Here is a 20,040-nt window from a genome sequence, read left to right as displayed (position 1 = left end):
GCGCGAGTGTGTCATAGGCAGCGGTCCGGGGCTTGCCGCGCCGCGGCAACAAAAAAGGCAGCGCGGTCGCCCGGGCTGCCCTTTTCGTGCGGGACGGCTGCTTACTTGGCGGCCGTCTTGCCGAACTTCTTGAAGAACTTGTCGACCCGGCCGCCCATGTCGTTCACGGACTTCTGGGTGCCCGTGTAGAACGGGTGCGATTCGCTCGAGGTGTCGAGCTTGAACATCGGCAGTTCCTTGCCGTCGTCGGTCTTGCCCATCTCCTTGGTGCTGACGCAGGAGCGGGTGACGAACTTGAACCCGTTGGACAGGTCCACGAACAGGACGTCGCGGTAGTTCGGGTGGATGCCTTCTTTGGCCATGGTCTTCTCCTTCGATCAGGTGCGGGAGCCGGCCCGGGACATCCGGACTACTTTCCGCAAGACAGCCTTCGATTATAGCGCGAGAGCGGTGATCAGCCGCCGCGGCGCATCATGTCGAAGAACTCGACGTTGGTCTTGGTGGCCTTCATGGACTTCAGGACCATCTCCATCGCCTCGATCTCGTCCATGTTGTACATGAACTGGCGCAGGATGCGGGTCTTCTGCAGGATCTCGGGGGCCAGCAGCAGTTCCTCGCGGCGGGTGCCGCTGCGATTGAGCTGGATCGACGGGAAGACGCGCTTCTCGTACAGGCGGCGGTCCAGGTGGATTTCGCTGTTGCCCGTGCCCTTGAACTCCTCGAAGATCACCTCGTCCATGCGCGAGCCGGTGTCGATCAGGGCGGTAGCGATGATGGTCAGCGAGCCGCCTTCCTCGACGTTGCGCGCGGCGCCCAGGAAGCGCTTGGGGCGCTGCAGGGCATTGGCGTCGACGCCGCCGGTGAGCACCTTGCCCGACGAGGGAACGACGTTGTTGTAGGCGCGGGCCAGGCGGGTGATGGAGTCCAGCAGGATCACCACGTCCTTCTTCAGCTCCACCAGGCGCTTGGCGCGCTCGATCACCATCTCGGCCACGTGCACGTGGCGGGCGGCCGGTTCGTCGAAGGTGGAGGCGATGACCTCGGCCTTCACCGAGCGCTGCATCTCGGTCACTTCCTCGGGCCGCTCGTCCACCAGCAGCACCATCATGTGGCTGTCGGGGTAGTTGGCCGCGATCGCGTGGGCCATGTGCTGCATCATCACCGTCTTGCCGCTCTTGGGCGGCGCCACCAGCAGGGCGCGCTGGCCCTTGCCGATGGGGGCGATGATGTCGATGATGCGACCGGTGATGTTCTCTTCGCCCTTGAACGCGTCACGCTCCAGCTTCATCTGCTCCTTCGGGAACAGCGGCGTGAGGTTCTCGAACATCACCTTGTGCTTGTTCTGCTCCGGCGGGCCGTCGTTGACCTTGTCCAGCTTGGTCAGAGCGAAGTAGCGCTCGCCGTCCTTGGGGGTCCTGACTTCGCCCTCGATCATGTCGCCCGTGTGCAGGTTGAAGCGCCGCACCTGGGAGGGAGAGATGTAGATGTCGTCCGTGCTCGCCGTGTAGCTGGTGTCCGGGCTGCGCAGGAAGCCGAAGCCGTCGGGCAGGATCTCCAGCACGCCGTCCGCGAACACCTGCTCGCCGGCGCGGGCGCGCTTCTTGATGATGGCGAACATCAGCTCCTGCTTGCGCATGCGGCCGGTGTTCTCGATCTCCAGTTCCTCGGCTTGTTTGAGGACTTCGGAGACGTGGAGCGCCTTGAGTTCGTTGAGGTGCATGGCTCGACTGCTTTGGATGGACCCCGGTGGGGTCGGGCATTGTTGGGTCGGCGGGGGGAGGTCCTGGAGCCAGGCAGAGGCGCCAGGCGGACCGGGGATCGAACTGACCGCGGCGATGCGGTTCAGCGATTCGTCAGATTATGCAATAAATCCGGGCGGTGGGCGCCGGAACGACAACGGGGCGCTGGCGCGCCCCGTCGGATGGGCCGGGCCGCCGGCCCGGGATGGCCGCTCAGGCCAGTTGCTGGTCGAGGAAGGCCGTGAGCTGCGCCTTGCTCATCGCGCCGACCTTGGTGGCGGCCAGTTGGCCGTCCTTGAACAGCATGAGCGTGGGGATGCCACGGATGCCGAACTTGGCCGGGATGTCGCGGTTCTCGTCCACGTTCATCTTGGCGACCTGCAGCTTGTCCTTGTAGGAGTCGGACACCTCGTCGAGGATGGGCGCGATCATCTTGCAGGGACCGCACCACTCGGCCCAGTAGTCCACCAGGACGGGCTTGCCCGCCTGCAGGACGTCGGCTTCGAAGCTGGCGTCGGAGATGTGCTTGATCAGGTCGCTGGCCATGGGGGGAGTTCCTTTCTACGTGGCGATCGATGGAGTCACGATCGATGCCGCTACAGTCAGGGCATTGTGACAGAAACCAAGGTCCCACACCGGGAGCGGGCGGGTGGGAGGATGCTATGGATGGGATAGCGCCGGACCATCGGTCCGCCGTGCTCTGGGCCCGTGTGCTGGGCCATGTGCGAGGTCTGCTGAGCGATCGCCGCGCGCATGCATCGCGCACCGTGGTGCTGGTGCCGTATGCGCAGCTGATGCCGGTCGCCCGACGCGCCTGGTCGTTGCTGCAGCCCGACGGATTCGCGCCCCGCTTCGAGACCAGCATGAACTGGGCGGCCCGCCTGGGCCAGTCGCCCGGTCCCGACGACCTCGCCTTCGACATGGGCCGCGACGTGCTCACCGCGCGCGGCTGGCTGGAACGCGCCGGGCTCGCGACACGGGCCGGCTCGCTCGCCGGCGCGCTGGTGGAAGCGGCTTGGCAGGCTGCGGCCGCAGCCGCCGCCCGACCGCCCGCCGAACGCGCGGCGTGGGCCGCCCAGGCGCGCCAGGCCGTGTCGTCCGGGCTCGATTCGCCGGTGCTCGCACTCGAGGCGGCCATCGCCCGCATCGCGCTCGAGTGGGCTGCCGCCAGCCGCTACGCCACCGATCCCTTGCTGGACAGCCGCGTGCTCGCAGACCTCGACCTGCTGGTGATCTGCGAAGGCTTCCAGGCTGACGCACTGGGCGGGACCCTGGCTGCCCTCGCCGGCGACAAGGCCGTGCGCCTGTCGCTCGACGGCCCGCAGTCCTCCGGCAAGCTCGCACTCCACCAGGCCGCCGACCCGGCCCAGGAAGCGGAACTCGCGGCGGCCAGTGTGCTGCGGCACCTGGAAGCCGGCCGTGCGCCGGTCGCGCTGGCCGCCATCGACCGCGTGTTGACGCGGCGCGTGCGTGCGCTGCTCGACGGCCGCGGTGTCGCGGTGCGCGACGAGACCGGCTGGAAGCTCTCGACCACGCGCGCGGCCGCCCACGTCATGGGCCTGCTGCGCGCGTGCCGGCATGACGCGTCGACCGATGTGGTGCTCGACTGGCTGAAGAACGCACCCGCGGTCCCGAGCGGCTCCACCTCCGCGCTGGAGCGGCGCGTGCGCCGCGCCGGTCTGCGCGACTGGTCCGATGCGCGCGGCCTGGCCGACGACAGCGTGGCCCTGGCCGACGCCTGGCGCGCCACCCTGCAGGCTGCGCGTCCCCTGCGGCAGTGGCAGGAAGCGCTACGCGAACTGCTGGAAACAACCGGCCACTGGGACAGCCTGCACGCCGACGCGGCCGGGGCGCAGGTCCTTGACGTGCTCGCGCTGTCCGACGCGGCCCAGGCCGAATGGCTCCTGCTTCCCCACGGCAGCCGTCGGCTCACTGCCACGGAGTTCTCGACCTGGGTCGACGACAGCCTCGAGGGCGCCAGCTTCGTCCCGCCGGCTCCCGCCATCGAGGACGTGGTGATCCTGCCGTTCCACCAGCTGCTCGCGCGCGATTTCGCTGCGCTGGTGATGCCCGGCTGTGACGAGGTCCGCCTGCCGGCCGCCCCGGAGCCGCCCGGCGCCTGGACCACCGCCCAGCGCGCCGCTCTCGGACTGCCGTCGCGCGAGGACCTGGCGCGCGAGCAGCAGGCCGGGTGGCGCAACGCACTGCGCGTCCCGCATGTCGACCTGCTCTGGCGCGCCAGTGACGACAGCGGCGAGCCCGTCCTGCCCAGTCCGCTGGTGCAGGCCCTGCGCCTGCAGCAGCCCGGCCTGTCGCCGGCGCCTGATCCGCGCGCCTTGCGGGAGCTCGATGCGCGGCCGGTTGCGCGGCCGCTGCCGGTCGCGCCGTCCCTGCCGGTCGACCCGCTCTCCGCCAGTGCCTACGAGGACCTGCGTCGCTGCCCCTACCGCTTCTTCGCGCTGCGCCAGCTCGGCCTGCAGGAAGCCGCCGAGATCGACGTCGAGGTCGACAAGCGCGACTTCGGCAACTGGTTGCACCTGGTCCTGCGCGACTACCACCGGGCCTTGCAGGACGAGCCCGGCACGGACCGCCTGACCCTGATCGACCGCTGCGCCGCATCGGCGACGTCGAGCGCCGGCCTGGCGGACGGCGAGTTCCTGCCGTTCGCGGCCGCATGGCCGCAGGTGCGCGCCGGCTACCTGGCGTGGCAGGACAAGCACGAGGCGGCCGGCGCCGGCTTCGAGACCGCCGAGACCGAGCACGAGATCCGGCTCGGCGACATCCGGCTGGTCGGCCGCATCGATCGCATCGATCGGCTCGCGGACGGCCGCCGCATGGTCGTCGACTACAAGACCGAGGCCCTGCAGGCCTCCCGCGACCGGGTGAAACTGCCCGACGAGGACACCCAGCTGGCGTTCTACGCGGCGCTGCTGGAGGACGACACACTGGCGGCCGCCTACGTGAACGTGGGCGAACGCGGCGAGACGCACAAGGTGGAGCAGCCCGCCGTCGTCGAAGCCCGGGACGCGCTGGTTGCCGGCATCGTGCATGACCTGGGCCGCATCGCAGCCGGCGCCTCGTTGCCGGCGCTGGGCGAAGGCCGCGTGTGCGAGTTCTGCGCCGCGCGCGGCCTGTGCCGACGGGATGCGTGGCATGGCTGAGGCATCACCCGTGACGGACCTGGCGTACGAAATCGACGGTGTCCGCGTGCCGCCACCGGCGTTCTACGCGGTGGCGTGTGATCCGCGGCGCAGCGTGGCCGTGGAGGCCTGCGCCGGCGCCGGCAAGACCTGGATGCTGGTGTCGCGCATCCTGCGTGCGCTGCTCGACGGCGCCCAGCCGCACGAAGTGCTGGCCATCACGTTCACGCGCAAGGCGGCCGGCGAGATGCGGCAACGCTTGCAGGAGTGGCTGCAAGCCTTCTCGACGGCCGAGCCGGCCGTGCTGGCCGCCGAACTGCAGCTGCGCGGTGTGCCGGCCGCCGAGGCGCAGGGCCTCGCGGATCCCTTGCGCACGCTGCACGCCCGGTTGCTGGCCGGCGGCCGGCCGGTCCAGATCCGCACCTTCCACGGCTGGTTCGCGGCACTGCTGCGCAACGCGCCGCTCGCCACGCTGGAGGCGCTGGGGCTGCCGCCGCGCCACACTCTGCTGGAGGACGACACCGAGGCGGTCGACAAGGTCTGGCGCCGCTTCCATGCCGTGGTGGTCACCGATCCGCAGGCCCGGCGCGACTACGAGGAGTCGGTCGCCGCCCACGGCCGCTTCCAGACCCTGAAGGCCTTGCGTGCAGCCCTGTCCAAGCGGGTCGAGTTCATGCTGGCCGATGGCGCCGGCGTGGTGGCCGGGTCCGTCCAGCCCTTCGCGGCGCTGTTCCCGGATTTCGCCGCCTTCGCCCGCCCGGACGCATCGCTCGCCACGCCGGGCGCTCGCGACCGCTGGCTTGCGCGTGCACGGCTGCTCGGAGCGCAGGAGAACAAGACTCCGCGCAAGGCGGCCGACGCCGTGGTCGATGCCTTCGCGCTCGACGATCCCGGTCAGCGCCTGGCCATGCTGCGCAAGGCGTTCTTCGTTGCCGGCGACGACCGGCTGACGCAGCACCTGGCCAAATACGAGGCAGCCCAGGAAGCCGAGGCGGAGCTGCAGCGGCTGTGCCGCGCCCAGGCGCAGCACGAGGCCTGGCTGCACCACCAGCGCCTGACCCGGCTGTCGCGGCTGCTGGTGCACGAGTTCGCCGCGCTCAAGCGCGACGAGGGCTGGGTCGACATGAGCGACGTGGAACAGGCGGCCCACCGCCTGCTGTCCGACCCCGTCCTGTCGGGATGGATCCAGGAGCGGCTCGACACCCACGTCCGGCACCTGCTGGTCGACGAGTTCCAGGACACCAACCCGCTGCAGTGGCAGGCCCTGTACGCCTGGCTGAGCGGTTACGCCGGGGCCGGTGGCACGCCCCCCAGCGTGTTCATCGTCGGCGATCCCAAGCAGAGCATCTACCGGTTCCGCCGCGCCGAGCCGCAAGTGTTCGCGGCCGCCCAGCGGTTCGTGGCGCAGGGCCTCGGTGGCGTGCGGCTCAGCTGCGACCACACGCGGCGCAATGCGCCCGAGGTGCTGGCCGCCGTCAACCACGTGATGGCCGAGGCGCAGGCCGCCGGCCAGTACCAGGACTTCCGGGTCCACAGCACCGGCTCGCGCGATCGCGGCAACCTGCTGCACCTGCCCGTCGTCGCCCGGCCCGTCCCCGTGCGCGCGGCCGACGCGCAGCCGCAAGGCTGGCGCGACAGCCTGTCCGAGCCGCGCGAGCTGCCCGAGGAACATCTCGTCACCCTCGAATGCCGGCAGGCAGCGCGCTGGATCGCTGGCCGCATCCAGGCCGGTGTGCCGCCGGCCGAGATCCTGGTGCTGGCACGCAAGCGCGATCGCCTCGCGGTCCTGGAAGACGAACTGCGGCTGCTGCGCGTGCCGGCCCAGCAGCCCGAGAAGACCGACCTGGGCGAGGCGCCGGAGGTGCAGGACCTGGTCGCGCTGCTCGACGTCCTGGTCTCACCCACGCACGACCTGTCGCTCGCCCGAGTCCTCAAGTCTCCCGTGTTCGGCCTGGGCGACCCGGCGCTGGTGCAGTTGGCCGAGCTGGCGCGCCGCCGCCGCGCGGAAGGCACGCCGCGCTCCTGGCTGGAGTTGCTTTGCGCCGGCGACGGGCTCGACGCCCCCCTGGTCGCCGTCGGCCAGACGCTGGCGGGCTGGCGCCAGCTGGTGCGCAAGCTGCCGCCCCACGATGCCCTGGACGCGATCTGCCAGCAGGGCGACGTGCTGGCGCGCTATGCCGCCTCGGTGCCGCCCGCCCTGCGCGATGCGGCGCTGGCCAACCTGCGCGCACTGCCGGGGGCTGCCCTCCAGCTGGAAGGCGGGCGCTACGCCACGCCGTACGCGTTCGTGCGAGCCCTGCGTGCGCAGGGCGTGCGCGGGCCGGCCGTGGGGGTGGCCGCCGCGGTGCGCCTTCTCACCGTGCACGGTGCCAAGGGGCTGGAAGCGCCCATCGTGCTGCTGCTCGACACCGATGCCGGCCCGCCGCGGCCGGAAACCATGGGCGTGCTGGTCGACTGGCCGGGCGAGCAGGCGGCCCCGCGCCGCTTCAGCTTCCTGGCCAGCGAGACCCGGCCGCCCGGCTGTCACACCGCGGCCCTTGCGGAAGAACTGGCGGCGCGCGCGCGCGAGGAACTCAATGCCTTGTACGTCGCCATGACGCGGGCCCAACGCGAATTGGTCCTCTCCAGCGTGGAGCCGCGCGGCGTGGCGGCCGCGCCCAGCTGGTGGCAACGGCTGGTGCCGCTGTGCCAGCCGGCCGAACTGCCCGAGGATGGCGTGGCCATGGGGGCGCAGGAGGCCCTCGCGCCTGTCGTCATCCCGGTCGTCCCCGCGGGACCCGTGCGCCGGGCGGCCGACACTGCGCCCGCCCGCACCGAGCGCAGCGCCGCCTCCCGCTTCGGCGAGCTCGTGCATCGGCTGCTGGAGTTGCAGGGCGCTAGTGGCATGCCGGACGGCGCCGCCCTGGTGCGCCTGGGCCGCGCATTCGGCGTGGCGCCGCAGGAGCAGGAAGCGGCGTTGGCGATGGCGCACCGCATCGCGGGCGGCGAGGGCGCCTGGCTGTGGAGCCCGGCGCACGTCGACTGGCACGCAGACGAGGTGGAACTCACCGACGGCGGGGAGGTGCTGCGCCTGGACCGCCTGGTGCGCCGGCGCGATGGCACCTGGTGGGTGGTCGACTACAAGTCGGCGTCCCGGCCCGAGCGCGATGGGGCCTTGCAGGCCCAGCTGCGCCGGTATGCCGCGGCCGTCGCCCGGTTGAACCCGGGAGAAGGCGTGCGTGCCGCGTTCCTCACCGGCGAGGGCCGGCTGGTGCCGATCGACTGAGCCGGCGGCGCGCCGGGCGGCGCTCCCGCGATCGCCCGCCTGACCCGACTCCCGTCTTGCTGGAGTCGCAAGCCATTTCCGGCTCGCAGGTCGCACTCGATCGCGTCCGAGAGCGGGAGGCCGGGTCGAGCCCGGCCAGAGATCCAGACCTTCAGAACGACTGGCGGTAATACAGCGTGGGATTGCCGTCGGTGCGTCGCACGCCGATGCGGCCACCGTTGTCGAGCTGCAGGCCGATGAAGCGCAACTCGCTGGCGAAGCCACTGCGGGCCTTGGGCAACTGGAACTCCACCCGGGCGCCGAACGCCGGGTCGCGCTGCTGGGCCAGCGACAGGGCATCGCCCGGCAGTCCCATGCGGTGCCAGGCGGTGATGTCCACCTGCTGCGAGGCGAGAGGCACGCGCCAGCGCAGGCCGATGTCGGCGGCAAAGGCCGCTCGGGACGACGGCATCGTGCCGGCCAGCGGTGCCACCAGGCTGAGGGAGAGGCGGTTGACCGGGTCGTCGCGAGCCGGTGCGGCCACTGCCTGCACGAGCTGGAGGAGATCGGGGTCTGGTTCCACGGCCAGGCACCACGTGCTGGCACAGCAGGCCGCCACGAAGGACAAACCGGCGACGCAACGGGCTCGCCACCGAGGCCGCTTGCTGCTCGAATCCTTCGCCACACTGCGCATGACGACTTCTCCTGTTTGATGCAGGCAGTCTGCGCGGCGACGATAGTCCCGGCTGTGGGACTTTGCCGTCGCCGTCTGTCGGCTCACTCAGGTGACGGCTGTGCGGTCCGGGCATGCCCGACAATGCGCCGCGTGAGAGATCTCGACGTTCCTGGCGGCTCGGCCGCTCCGGAGAAGCCCGCCGCCGTTCGCTATGGACTCGGCAGTTACCTGGCCTTCGCCTTCTCCCTGCTCTCGATCCTGGTCACGGCGTTGCTGGTGATGGCCGGCGACCGGATCGCGAGCGAACAGGTGCGATCGAGTATCGGCAGCAACCTGGCGGAACTGGCCAACCAGACCACCAGCCGGCTCGATCGCGGCATGTTCGAGCGCCATCGCGAGGTGGGGCTGATGGCCCAGCGGCTTGCGCGTCTGGCCGACCCCCGGGCCGTGACCGCCGAACTCGAGGCGATGCAGCGCACCTATCCCAACTATGCCTGGATGGGACTGGTCGATCCGGCGGGGCGCGTCCTGGTGTCCACCGGCGGCGTGCTGGCGGGCGACGACGTTTCTGCGCAGCCGTGGTTCCGGGCCGCCCGCGAAGGCGGGACCGTGGGCGACGTGCACGTGGCCGAGCCACTGGCCAGGCAGCTGCCCAATCCGGGCGGGGAGCCGATGCGGTTCCTCGACATCGCCTTCCCGGTCTCGCGGCCCGGCCGCGCCGAGCCCGACGTGTTCGGCGTGCACCTGTCCTGGCGCTGGGCGCGCGACGTGCGGCGGGCGATCTTCCTGCCGGTCGGACGGGATCGCTCGGTGGATCCGCTGATCGTGGCCAGCGACGGCACGGTGCTGCTGGGACCACCGGAGGTCGAGGGCCGCAAGCTGGCCGTGCCGAGCCTGGCCGCCGCCTCGCGCCAGGCCGGCTACGCCACCGAGCGCTGGCCGGACGGCAAGGACTACCTGGTGGGCTACGCCCACGACCATGGCTACCTGGGCTACCCGGGCCTGGGTTGGCGCGTGCTGGTGCGCCAGAACCTGGACGAGGCCTATGCGCCGGTACGCGAGCTGCAATGGCGGCTGGCGTCCTGGGGCCTGGGCATCGCGCTGCTGTTCTCGCTGGTCGGCTGGGGCGCGGCGCGGCTGGTGACCCGTCCGCTGAAGACGCTGGCGGCGGCCGCACGTGACCTGGAGAAGGATGCCGCCGTCGTGCAGGTGCGGGCGGAGCCCTATCGCGAGGTGGCGCAGCTCGGCGCTGCGCTCGATTCGCTGGTGCGCAACCTGCAGCAGAAGGAAGCCGCGCTGCGCGAGCTCAACACCTCGCTCGAGCGCCGGGTCGAGGAGCGCAGCGCGGCGCTGCGCGAGACCTTCGCCCACGTGCGCGAGAACGAACAGCGCATCCAGACCATCCTGGAATCCGCCCCCGACCCCTTCATCGGCATCGACTTCAGCGGCCGCATCACCGACTGGAACTCCCGCGCGGAGGCCCTGTTCGGCTGGCGCCGCGATGAGATCGTCGGGCGGTCGCTGGTCGAGGTCCTGATCCCGTCGCGCTTCCGTACCTCGGCCTTGAACACGCTGGCGCAGTTCACGACCAGCGGCCAGTTCCCGTCGGCCGGGCTCGCCATCGAGCGCACCGTGGTCGACCGCGCCGGGCGCGAGATCCCGGTGGAACTGCGGGTCGGCGTCATCAACACCGGCCAACTGCAGGTGCTGTGCGCGTTCATGCACGACATCTCGCAGCGCAAGGAGGTCGAGCGCCTCAAGAGCGAGTTCGTCTCGACGGTGTCGCACGAATTGCGCACGCCGCTGACATCGGTCTACGGATCGTTGCGCCTGCTCACCGGCGGCCTCGGCGGCGCGTTGCCGCCGCAAGGCCAGCAATTGCTCGAGATGTCGATCCGCAGCTGCGAGCGGCTCATCCGCCTCATCAACGACGTGCTGGACGTCGAGCGTATCGAGTCCGGGCGCCTGGAACTGCGCCGCACGCGCGTCAACCTGCGTCCTCTGGTCGAGCGAGCGGTGCGGGACAACGAGCCCTACGCGCGCGGGCTGGGAGTGGACCTGCAGGTGGATGCCGCCGGTGACGCCTGGGTCGAGGCCGACGAGGACCGCATCACGCAGGTGGTGGTGAACCTGGTCTCGAACGCCGCCAAGTTCTCCCCGCGCGGCGACACCGTGCGGGTGGTACTGCGGCAGGAAGCGGGCCGGGCCCGGGTCGCCGTGCTGGACCATGGCCCGGGCATCCCGCCGGAATTCCAGCCCCGCGTCTTCGAGCGGTTCGCCCAGGCCGACAGCAGCGACCGGCGGGAGAAGGGCGGCACCGGGCTGGGCCTGAACATCTGCCGAAGCATCGTCCAGGCCCACGGCGGCAGCATCGGCTTCGAGAGCGTGCCGGGCGTGCGGACGGAGTTCCACTTCGAACTGACTCTGGTGGACGTCGGCGAGAGCGAGCGAACCTCTGCGCTGAGGGTCGATCAGCCGGCTTCCTGACGAGCCACCTTGCCTGCTGGGCCTGTGCGAATCGTCCGACAGACGGTCGGATCTGTTTCCGAATGCACTGCGTCGTGCCACACCGATCGCAGCAGCTCGACCCCACGAATCGTTACATCCAGGCTGAAGCGCCCCAGAAAGTGCTCTTCCGACGCACCGTTCAGCCCGACCGTAGGTGGTTTGACCTAAAGCCCTTGTCCTACACGGCACGTTACAAGAGTGCGGGGTGAAAAGCGCGCTCGTCCGTCACAGTCCGGTCCTCGGGACGAAAGCGCCCGTTTCAGCTCCGACCGCAGTTGCCCTGGCTGGCATCGCATAGGTCGGAACTTTGCAATCCCCCATTGAAGGACCTTGAGGAATGAATCCTGAACTCATACGCATGGGCATCGTTTTCCTGCATCTCGTCGCTTGCTGCGTGGCCCTGGGCCTCGTGTTCACCAGCGACGTCGCCATGATCAAGGGGCTGCTGCGGCCCACACCCGACGCCCAGGACGAAGAACACCTGACCCACCTGCACAAGACCATTTCGCGCGCGCTGCTCGTGCTCTGGCTGACCGGCATCGGGCTGGTCTCCTTCGACATCCTGGCCAAGGGCGTCGGCACGCTGGCCAACCCCAAGCTGCAATCCAAGATCGCACTGGTGGTCCTGCTGACGTTGAACGGCATGGTGCTGCAGCGGCAGGTGATGCCGTTCCTGCACCGCGCCGGGAGCCTGATGAAGCTCACCTTCCCGCGCCGGATGGTGGCGCTCTTCGTCGGTTCGGTCTCGGGTGTGTCCTGGTTCTATGCCGCCCTGCTGGGCATCGGCCGGCCGCTCAACTGGAAGTACTCGCTGACGGAGATCCTGATGGCCTACCCCTTCCTCATCGTCGGCGGCTTCGTGGGCATGGTGTTCCTCACCGCCTGGGCCGAGTACCAGGGACGGCAAGCCGTGCGGACCACGGAGCCGGCCGATTCCTGGGAAATCCTGCCGCGCCCGCTGCTGACCTGAGGACCCGGCCCCGGAACCTGCTCGGCCGATGCCGACGGGTTTCCGCTGCAATGACTTGTAAGCCTGACCCATGCGCGAGGCGGCCGCGCCGTAACGTGGCCTGATGTCGTACCGGAATCCGCGCACCCTGACTCCCGCGGTCGTGACGTTCGTCCTGGCGGCGTGCGGCGGTGGTGGCGGTGGGTCCAGCGAACAGGGCACGGCACAAGCCGTGGCCGTCCGGAACAACGCCGAAGGGATCTGGTTCGGTCGCACGTCGGCCGGTGACCGGCAGGACCTGGTGGTGCTGGAGGACGGCCAGGCCTGGGGCATCGCCTCCGACGGCTTCAGCCTCAAGGGCGCCATCCAGGGCGTCGCCAGCGGCGTGGGCACCACGCTCAATGCATCCGTCACCGACTACTCGTTCCTGGACAACCTCCAGCCCGAGACCACCTTCGTCGGCAGCGTGCAGGCGCGCACGGCCCTCGACGCGACCGCCAGCACCGGCCGGCGCCTCTTTCTGTCCTACAACGCCAGCTACGACAGTGCCGCGACGCCGAATGGCCTGGCGGGGACGTACGAGCTGAGCGGAAACACCGTCGCCGTGATCGACGCGATCGGGCGCTTCACCTGGGTGGCCTCCGCCGGGTGCACCCTGGCCGGCCAGGCGGTCCCGCGCGCAACCGGCAAGAACGTCTACATGCTGTCGGCCACCTACGTGGGCGCCGACTGCCTTCATGGGAACGGCACGTCCATCTCGGGCGTCGCCTACCTGGATACCACCGGGGCGCCGAGGCGGCTGTTCACGCTGGCCCTGCGCCCGGACCGGGTGATTGGCTTCATCGCCTTCGCGGACCAGGTGACTCCCGTTTCCGCGGCGCCTGTCGCTGCGCCGGCGCCGACCCCGGCACCCACGGCGGCACCCAGGCCTGCGCCGACTCCGGCTCCGACGGCGGCACCCAGGCCTGCGCCAACGCCGGCTCCGACGGCGGCACCCCGGCCTGCGCCGACGCCGGCACCCCTGCCGGTGCCGACTCCGGCCCCCACGCCTGCGCCGACGCCTGCGCCGACTCCGGCCCCCACGCCGGCGCCGACACCGGCTCCTGCACCTCTGCCCGCACCAGGCAACTCCGGCCGGGGTAACGGGCGGGGCTAGTTGTCGTCGAGGGAAATCGAAGCGGCCGCGAGAGCTGGCGCAGTGGCCGGCCGAATGATGTCAGGTCGCTCCGCCGTGCCGGCGGTTCCATCCTCGCAATCGAAGCGAGGGAATCGGCCGCCAGTAGCAACGGCGAGGCGCAGTTTTCGCGCTCGGTTCGCCAGCGAAGGCACCCGAGGTGACACAGTCAGGTGACACAGGCCGCCTTTTGGACCGCTCCAGCACGGCTAAGTGCTTGATCCGCAAGGCATCTGAGAGGGGAAGTTGACGAGCCTTACCCCCGGCACTGGCTCCACAGTTAGGGCTGCTTGGTTCCCCACCTGACCCGGTTGGCCGCTTCACCATGCGGGGAGGCCCGTCAGGGGTGATTGTAGGCGACTGCGATGCCCGGGCTCGTCGGACCGGGCCCTTAGAATCGCCGCGATGTCGTATCTCGTGCTCGCCCGCAAGTACCGGCCGAAGACCTTCGGCGAGATGGTGGGGCAGGAGCACGTCGTCCAGGCGCTGTCGAACGCGCTGACCCAGCAGCGGTTGCACCACGCCTACCTGTTCACCGGCACGCGCGGTGTCGGCAAGACCACCGTCTCGCGCATCCTGGCCAAGTCGCTCAATTGCCAGGGCCCGGACGGGCAGGGCGGCATCACCGCCACGCCGTGCGGCGTGTGCCAGGCCTGCACCGACATCGACTCCGGCCGGTTCGTCGACTACACCGAGCTCGACGCCGCCTCGAACCGCGGCGTCGACGAGGTCCAGTCGCTGCTCGAACAGGCGGTCTACAAGCCGGTGCAGGGGCGCTTCAAGGTCTTCATGATCGACGAGGTGCACATGCTCACCGGGCACGCGTTCAACGCGATGCTCAAGACGCTGGAAGAGCCGCCCGAGTACCTCAAGTTCGTGCTGGCGACGACCGACCCGCAGAAGGTGCCGGTCACCGTGCTCTCGCGCTGCCTGCAGTTCAACCTGCGGCCGATGGCGCCCGAGACGGTCAACGACCACCTGGCGAACGTGCTCCAGGCCGAGGGCGTCGAGGCCGACCCGCAGGCGCTGCGCCTGCTGGCGCGGGCCGCGCGGGGCTCCATGCGCGACGCGCTCTCGCTCACCGACCAGGCCATCGCCTTCGGTGGTGGCGGCCTGCGCGAGCCGGCGGTGCGCCAGATGCTGGGCAGCGTCGACCGCAGCCACGTGTTCCGGCTGATCGAGGCGCTCGCCGCCGGCGACGGCCGCACCGTGGTGGCGGTGTCCGGGGAACTGCGGTTGAATGGCCTGTCGGCCGCCGGCGCACTGGAGGAAATGGCAGCCGTGCTGCAGCGCATGGCGGTCGTGCAGGCGGTGCCCGAAGCCGGCGACGCCGCCGACCCCGACGCGGGGCAGGTCACGCGCCTGGCCGGCCTGCTGCCCGCCGACGAGACCCAGCTGCTCTACACGATGTGCCTGCATGGCCGTGCCGAGCTCGGCCTGGCCCCCGACGAATACGCCGCGCTCACGATGGTGCTGCTGCGGCTGCTCGCCTTCCAGCCCGGCACGGCCACCGCCGCGGCGGAAAAAAAAACTCTGATCGACGCCAGGCCGGCGGTTGAGCCGCCTGCCGCGGTGCCGCTCGCGCCGGTTCGCGCACCCGCCGCGCCCCCCGTGGTTGCTCCGGCGGCGCTGGCCCCCGCTGCCGCGCCGGCACGCCCGGCCACGGCGCCCGCCAACAACATTCCGCCCGGCCGCGTGCTGCCCGTGGTCGAACCGCCGGCCGTGCGCGGTGCAGCCCCGGCGCGCGAGCGTCCCGCTGCGGGCGGCGGCGAGGTGGTCGGCGTCCCGGTGCGCCAGCAGCCCGAGTCGGCGCGCGAGGCCGCGTCGGCTCCGGCCACCGGTTTCGTGGCGACGGAAGAGGGCGATTTCTGGCATGCCACGGTGCAGCAGCTGGCGGCGGCGGAGGCCATCTCGGCGCTGGTGCGCGAGCTGGGCCTGCAGTCGCAGCTGGTGGCCCGCGACACGGGGCACTGGCTGCTGCGCGTCGAGCGCGAATCGCTCAACCAGCCGGCCGCGCGCGAGCGCCTGCAGACCGCCCTGCGCGCGGCGGGGCACGACGTGGCATTGGCGGTCGAGGTGGGGCCGGTGACCGACAGTCCCGCGCGCCGCAACGCGGCTGCCGCAGCCGAGCGCCAGAAGGCCGCCGAGGAAGTCATCCTGAACGATCCGTTCGTGCAGCAGATGATGCGGGACTTTGGCGCGAGAATCGTGCCTGGAAGCATCAAGCCCGCGTAGCTACGGCACGCGGCAACCACGCAAAGGAATCGACGCATGTTCAACAAGGGACAGCTGGCCGGCCTGATGAAACAGGCCCAGGCCATGCAGGACAACCTGAAGAAAGCCCAGGACGAACTGGCGACCATCGAGGTCACCGGGGAATCGGGCGCCGGCCTCGTCAAGGTCACCATGACGTGCAAGCACGACGTCAAGCGCGTCGCCATCGACCCCAGCCTGCTCGCCGACGACAAGGACATGCTGGAAGACCTGGTCGCCGCCGCCTTCAACGCCGCCGTGCGCAAGGCCGAGGAGACCTCGCAGGAGAAGATGGGCAAGATCACTGCCGGCATGCCGGGCCTGCCCGGCGGCATGAAGTTCCCGTTTTGAGCGGGCACGGGCGCGACGCGCGGGCGGGCGGCCGTGGCTGATCCCTCCCTCAACGCACTCGTCGACGCCTTGCGGCGCCTGCCCGGCGTCGGCGTGAAGTCGGCGTCGCGCATGGCCTACCACCTGCTGCAGCACGACCGCGAAGGCGCGCAGCTGCTCGCGCAGGCGCTGATGCAGGCGACCGCCCGCATCCGGCAATGCAGCCTGTGCCACACCTTCACCGAGGAAGAGGTCTGCCCGACCTGCCGCGATCCGCAGCGCGATGCCAGCAAGCTCTGTGTGGTCGAGACGCCGGCCGACCAGGCCGCGCTGGAGCGCACTGCGGCGTACCGAGGCCGCTATTTCGTGCTGATGGGCAAGCTCAGTCCGCTGGACGGCATCGGCCCCCAGGACATCGGGCTGGGCAAGCTGTTCCAGCGCGCCACCGACGGCCTCGTCCAGGAGGTCATCCTGGCGACCAATTTCACCGCCGAGGGCGAGGCCACCGCGCACGTCATCGGCGAGGCCCTGAAGCAGCGCGGGCTGAAAGTCACGCGCCTCGCGCGCGGCGTGCCGGCCGGCAGCGAGCTCGAATACGTGGACCTGGGCACCATCGCCCACGCCCTCGTCGACCGTCGCTGAGCCAGGGCGGCGTACCAACTCCAACAAGAACGACCACGATGGGACCTGTCCGCTTCACCGTTGCCTACTGGTGCGTGCTCGCCGCCGCGCTGCTGCCGTACGCCTGCGCCTACCTGGCCAAGTCGGGCGGATTCGGCCGGCCACGCAGCCAGGGCGGGTACGACAACCAGGATCCCCGGGCGTGGCTCGGCAAGCTCACCGATTGGCGGGCGCGCGCGAACGCCGCCCAGGCCAACAGCTTCGAGGCGCTCCCGTTCTTCATCGGAGCCGTCGTCATCGCCCACCAGGTGGCCGCGCCGCAGACGCTGGTGGACATCCTGGCGGTGGTCTTCGTCACGCTGCGGGTGGTCTACATCGCCATGTACGTGGCCGGCCTGCCGACCATCCGGTCGGCCATTTGGGCCCTCGCGTTCGTGGTGAACGTGGGCATCCTGCTGGCCGGCCTGCGCTAGCGCCCGGCTGCCCGCTGGGGTTACGTGGAAACCCGCACGGGATGGTCCCGATGCGGTGCAGGGATCTCCTTGGCTAACCTCGTTGCACGAGAGACAGCCGCCCCGGAGAACCCCGATGATTGCCCCCGCCATCACCCGCCGCAGCTTCGCGCTCGCCGCCGGCGCGGCGGTCGCGGTAGTGGCGGTCCCCGCCTTGCGCGCGCAGGCGCGCATCGAGAAGCCCCGGCTCTCGCTGGCGGTCGGCGGCAAGGCGGCGTTCTACTACCTGCCCCTCACCATCTCCGAGCAACTCGGCTACTTCCGCGCCGAAGGCCTCGAGGTGGAAATCTCCGACTTCTCCGGCGGCGCGCGCGCGCTGCAGGCGCTGGTGGGTGGCTCGGCCGACATCGTGAGCGGCGCGTACGAGCACACCATCAACATGCAGGCCAAGAACCAGTTCATCGAGGCCATCGTGTTGCAGGGCCGCGCACCGCAGATCGCGATGGGCGTGTCCACCAAGACCATGTCGGGCTACACGTCGCTGGCCGACCTGCGGGGCAAGAAGATCGGTGTCACCGCGCCCGGTTCGTCGACCAACATGGTTTCCAACCTGGTGCTCTCGCGCGCCGGCATCAAGGCCAACGAGGTCAGTTATGTCGGCGTGGGGACGGCGGCCGGCGCGCTGGCGGCGTTGCGTTCCGGCCAGATCGATGCCATGAGCAACATCGATCCGGTCATGACGATGCTCGAGCAGAAGGGCGACGTGAAGATCATCAGCGACACGCGCACGCTCAAGGGCACGCAGGAGGTGTTCGGCGGGCTGATGCCGGCCGCCTGCCTGTACACGCACGTCGAATTCGTCCAGAAGTACCCCAATACCTGCCAGGCACTGGCCAATGCCATCGTGCACGGCCTGAAGTGGCTGCAGACCGCGGGACCGAGCGACATCATCAAGACCGTCCCCGACAGCTACCTGCTGGGCGACCGCGCCCTCTACCTGGCCTCCTTCAACAAGGTGCGCGAGGCCATCTGCCTCGATGGCCTGCTGCCGGAGGAGGGCGCACGCACGGCGCTGAAGGCCCTGGCGAGCTTCGAGCCCACGGTCAAGGTCGACAAGATCAACCTGGCCCGCACCTACACCAACGAGTTCGCCCGCCGGGCCAAAGACAAGTTCAAAGCCTGAGGGATGGCTGCGGACGCCCTCGAACTCGTCGACCTCACCGTCACTTTCCGGTCGAAGGACGCTCCCGGCCAGCGCTACACGGCCGTCGGCGGCACCACCCTGCGGGTGGCCGCCGGCGAGTTCGTCTCGGTCGTCGGCCCCACCGGCTGCGGCAAGTCGACGTTGCTGAACGTCGCGGCCGGCCTCCTGCAACCCTCGTCCGGCCAGGTGCGGGTGTTCGGCGAGCCGCTGGCCGGCACCAACCGCCGGGCCGGCTACATGTTCCAGTCCGACGCCCTGATGCCCTGGCGCAGCGCGCTGGCGAACGTCATGGCCGGCCTGCAGTATCGCGGCGCCGGCGATGCCGACGCGGCCGACCAGGCGCGCGCCTGGCTGGCCCGCGTGGGCCTGTCCGGTTTCGAGGACCGCTACCCCCACCAGCTCTCGGGCGGCATGCGCAAGCGCACGGCGCTCGCCCAGGTGCTGGCGCTCGACCCCGACATCATCCTGATGGATGAGCCGTTCTCGGCGCTGGACATCCAGACGCGCCAGCTGATGGAAAACGAGGTGCTGGCGCTGTGGGCGGCGAAGCGGAAGGCCGTGCTGTTCATCACGCACGACCTCGACGAGTCCATCGCCATGAGCGACCGCGTCGTCGTGCTGTCCGCCGGGCCGGCCACGCACCCCATCGGCGAATTCACGATCGACCTGCCGCGCCCGCGTGACGTGGCCGAGGTGCGAATGCACCCGCGCTTCGTCGACCTGCACGCGCGCATCTGGGCGGTGCTGCGCGACGAAGTGCTCAAGGGCTATGCCCAGCAACTGCAGAAGGCCGCGTAGCGCGATGTGGTCTGCGGTGCGCCCCAACGAACGCAACCTGGGAGCCTGGCAGGTGGCGGTGCTGGCCGGCATGCTGGTGCTGTGGCATCTCCTGTCGCGCAACCAGCAGACGGCGTTCTTCATCGGCGAGCCGGTGCTGGTGGCCGGGCGCATCTGGGCGTGGTTCGTGCCGGCCACGCTGCCGCCGAACGCGCTGTTCCCGGAGGGCCTGGAAGGCCGCGCCGACATCTACCTGCACCTGGGCATCACCTTGCTGGAGACGGTGCTGGCGTTCGGCGCCGGCACGCTGCTCGGCCTGGGCTTCGGCCTGTGGCTGGCGCTGGCGCCGGCGGCCGGCGCCATCCTCGACCCCTACCTCAAGGCCGCCAACTCGATGCCGCGCGTCATCCTCGCGCCGATCTTCGCCCTCTGGTTCGGGCTGGGCATCTGGAGCAAGGTGGCGCTGGCGGTCACCCTGGTGTTCTTCATCGTTTTCTTCAACGTCTACCAGGGCGTCAAGGAGGTCAGCCCGGTGGTGCTGGCCAACGCGCGCATGCTGGGCGCCAACCGCCGGCAGCTCCTGCGCACCGTCTACCTGCCCAGCGCCACCAGCTGGGTGTTCTCCAGCCTGCACACGTCGGTCGGGCTCGCCTTCGTGGGCGCAGTGGTGGGCGAGTACCTGGGGTCGGCCCGCGGCGTCGGTTACCTGATCCTGCAGGCCGAGGGCACGTTCGACGTCAACACGGTGTTCGCGGGCATTGTCGTGTTGACGGCCTTCGCGCTGGCCCTCGATGGGCTGGTGGGGCGCATTGAGCGCCGGCTCATGAAGTGGCAGCCACGGCAGGGCGAGACCGAAAAGCTGTAGAGCGCCGGGTCGGCCCGCCGTCCGCGCCATCGAGCTCATGGGAAGGCAAGACGTAACCTCTGCAACCGCTGTTAGCTTGCTCAAGTGCGGGCGCCTGATCTGTCGCAA

At 70.3% G+C, this 20,040-nt stretch carries 16 protein-coding genes and 1 other RNA gene; 12 read left to right on the top strand and 5 right to left on the bottom strand.

Annotated features, from left to right (window positions below; genetic code table 11):
* Positions 1 to 101: 101 nt before the first annotated feature.
* The 3 genes from GON04_RS17330 to trxA form a co-directional block, all read right to left on the bottom strand.
* Positions 102 to 362 (bottom strand): type B 50S ribosomal protein L31, encoded by a 261-nt coding sequence (locus GON04_RS17330; RefSeq protein WP_157399290.1) that lies wholly within the window; start codon positions 360 to 362, stop codon positions 102 to 104.
* A gap of 92 nt (positions 363 to 454) precedes the next feature.
* Positions 455 to 1,720 (bottom strand): transcription termination factor Rho, encoded by a 1,266-nt coding sequence (gene rho / locus GON04_RS17325; protein WP_157399289.1) that lies wholly within the window; start codon positions 1,718 to 1,720, stop codon positions 455 to 457.
* Positions 1,721 to 1,952: 232 nt separating this feature from the next.
* A complete protein-coding gene (gene trxA, locus GON04_RS17320) occupies positions 1,953 to 2,285 on the bottom strand; it encodes a thioredoxin TrxA (protein WP_157399288.1) in 333 nt (110 codons plus the stop codon).
* Positions 2,286 to 2,434: 149 nt separating this feature from the next.
* Here trxA and GON04_RS17315 point away from each other — a divergent pair, with 149 nt between their 5' ends.
* Both GON04_RS17315 and GON04_RS17310 read left to right on the top strand, forming a co-directional pair.
* Complete coding sequence (locus GON04_RS17315; RefSeq protein ID WP_338050998.1) at positions 2,435 to 4,900, top strand: PD-(D/E)XK nuclease family protein; 2,466 nt, start codon at positions 2,435 to 2,437, stop codon at positions 4,898 to 4,900.
* The gene (locus GON04_RS17310) at positions 4,893 to 8,144 is read left to right on the top strand and encodes a UvrD-helicase domain-containing protein (protein ID WP_157399286.1); all 3,252 of its coding nucleotides are present in this window, start codon (positions 4,893 to 4,895) and stop codon (positions 8,142 to 8,144) included. Before GON04_RS17315 ends, GON04_RS17310 begins: the two co-directional genes overlap by 8 nt.
* 151 nt (positions 8,145 to 8,295) lie before the next feature.
* On the opposite strand, the gene GON04_RS17305 is transcribed toward GON04_RS17310, so the two are convergent.
* The gene (locus GON04_RS17305) at positions 8,296 to 8,706 is read right to left on the bottom strand and encodes a hypothetical protein (RefSeq protein ID WP_157399285.1); all 411 of its coding nucleotides are present in this window, start codon (positions 8,704 to 8,706) and stop codon (positions 8,296 to 8,298) included.
* 243 nt (positions 8,707 to 8,949) lie between these two features.
* Here GON04_RS17305 and GON04_RS17300 point away from each other — a divergent pair, with 243 nt between their 5' ends.
* From GON04_RS17300 to GON04_RS26610, 3 genes are all read left to right on the top strand, one after another.
* Entirely contained in the window at positions 8,950 to 11,286 is a 2,337-nt protein-coding gene (locus GON04_RS17300; RefSeq protein ID WP_338050997.1) for an ATP-binding protein, read from the top strand.
* A 379-nt stretch (positions 11,287 to 11,665) separates the two neighbouring features.
* The gene (locus GON04_RS17295; protein ID WP_198349324.1) at positions 11,666 to 12,277 is read left to right on the top strand and encodes a hypothetical protein; all 612 of its coding nucleotides are present in this window, start codon (positions 11,666 to 11,668) and stop codon (positions 12,275 to 12,277) included.
* Between the two features lie 142 nt (positions 12,278 to 12,419).
* The gene (locus tag GON04_RS26610; protein ID WP_181653625.1) at positions 12,420 to 13,412 is read left to right on the top strand and encodes a hypothetical protein; all 993 of its coding nucleotides are present in this window, start codon (positions 12,420 to 12,422) and stop codon (positions 13,410 to 13,412) included.
* 263 nt (positions 13,413 to 13,675) lie between these two features.
* Here the strand turns inward: GON04_RS26610 and ffs are convergent.
* Positions 13,676 to 13,772, bottom strand: an RNA gene (gene ffs / locus GON04_RS17285) — signal recognition particle sRNA small type.
* A 63-nt stretch (positions 13,773 to 13,835) separates the two neighbouring features.
* Between ffs and dnaX the strand changes: the two genes are divergently transcribed.
* The 7 genes from dnaX (at position 13,836) to GON04_RS17250 (ending at position 19,932) form a co-directional block, all read left to right on the top strand.
* Positions 13,836 to 15,665 carry a DNA polymerase III subunit gamma/tau gene (gene dnaX, locus GON04_RS17280; protein ID WP_157399282.1) on the top strand — a complete coding sequence of 610 codons (1,830 nt, stop codon included), beginning with the start codon at positions 13,836 to 13,838 and terminating at the stop codon, positions 15,663 to 15,665.
* Positions 15,666 to 15,701: 36 nt separating this feature from the next.
* Complete coding sequence (locus tag GON04_RS17275; RefSeq protein ID WP_013901659.1) at positions 15,702 to 16,034, top strand: YbaB/EbfC family nucleoid-associated protein; 333 nt, start codon at positions 15,702 to 15,704, stop codon at positions 16,032 to 16,034.
* Between the two features lie 33 nt (positions 16,035 to 16,067).
* Positions 16,068 to 16,655 carry a recombination mediator RecR gene (gene recR / locus GON04_RS17270; protein WP_181653624.1) on the top strand — a complete coding sequence of 196 codons (588 nt, stop codon included), beginning with the start codon at positions 16,068 to 16,070 and terminating at the stop codon, positions 16,653 to 16,655.
* A gap of 38 nt (positions 16,656 to 16,693) precedes the next feature.
* Complete coding sequence (locus tag GON04_RS17265; protein WP_157399281.1) at positions 16,694 to 17,107, top strand: MAPEG family protein; 414 nt, start codon at positions 16,694 to 16,696, stop codon at positions 17,105 to 17,107.
* Positions 17,108 to 17,222: 115 nt separating this feature from the next.
* Entirely contained in the window at positions 17,223 to 18,269 is a 1,047-nt protein-coding gene (locus GON04_RS17260; protein ID WP_157399280.1) for an ABC transporter substrate-binding protein, read from the top strand.
* A gap of 3 nt (positions 18,270 to 18,272) precedes the next feature.
* A complete protein-coding gene (locus GON04_RS17255; RefSeq protein WP_157399279.1) occupies positions 18,273 to 19,088 on the top strand; it encodes an ABC transporter ATP-binding protein in 816 nt (271 codons plus the stop codon).
* A gap of 4 nt (positions 19,089 to 19,092) precedes the next feature.
* Complete coding sequence (locus tag GON04_RS17250; RefSeq protein ID WP_157399278.1) at positions 19,093 to 19,932, top strand: ABC transporter permease; 840 nt, start codon at positions 19,093 to 19,095, stop codon at positions 19,930 to 19,932.
* Positions 19,933 to 20,040 lie beyond the last annotated feature (108 nt).

Origin of the sequence: Ramlibacter pinisoli (assembly GCF_009758015.1) — a bacterium.
In the GTDB taxonomy this organism is placed as follows: domain Bacteria; phylum Pseudomonadota; class Gammaproteobacteria; order Burkholderiales; family Burkholderiaceae_C; genus Ramlibacter; species Ramlibacter pinisoli.
Note: the sequence above shows the minus strand (reverse complement) of the source record. Positions and strands in the feature narration are given on the sequence as shown.

Bases quoted from the DNA above. Each gene is read 5' to 3' on its own strand.
- GON04_RS17330 (WP_157399290.1), bottom strand. From the start codon at position 362: ATGGCCAAAGAAGGCATCCACCCGAACTACCGCGACGTCCTGTTCGTG.
- rho (WP_157399289.1), bottom strand. From the start codon at position 1,720: ATGCACCTCAACGAACTCAAGGCGCTCCACGTCTCCGAAGTCCTCAAA.
- trxA (WP_157399288.1), bottom strand. From the start codon at position 2,285: ATGGCCAGCGACCTGATCAAGCACATCTCCGACGCCAGCTTCGAAGCC.
- GON04_RS17310 (WP_157399286.1), top strand. From the start codon at position 4,893: ATGGCTGAGGCATCACCCGTGACGGACCTGGCGTACGAAATCGACGGT.
- GON04_RS17295 (WP_198349324.1), top strand. From the start codon at position 11,666: ATGGGCATCGTTTTCCTGCATCTCGTCGCTTGCTGCGTGGCCCTGGGC.
- dnaX (WP_157399282.1), top strand. From the start codon at position 13,836: ATGTCGTATCTCGTGCTCGCCCGCAAGTACCGGCCGAAGACCTTCGGC.
- GON04_RS17275 (WP_013901659.1), top strand. From the start codon at position 15,702: ATGTTCAACAAGGGACAGCTGGCCGGCCTGATGAAACAGGCCCAGGCC.
- GON04_RS17265 (WP_157399281.1), top strand. From the start codon at position 16,694: ATGGGACCTGTCCGCTTCACCGTTGCCTACTGGTGCGTGCTCGCCGCC.
- GON04_RS17260 (WP_157399280.1), top strand. From the start codon at position 17,223: ATGATTGCCCCCGCCATCACCCGCCGCAGCTTCGCGCTCGCCGCCGGC.
- GON04_RS17255 (WP_157399279.1), top strand. From the start codon at position 18,273: ATGGCTGCGGACGCCCTCGAACTCGTCGACCTCACCGTCACTTTCCGG.
- GON04_RS17250 (WP_157399278.1), top strand. From the start codon at position 19,093: ATGTGGTCTGCGGTGCGCCCCAACGAACGCAACCTGGGAGCCTGGCAG.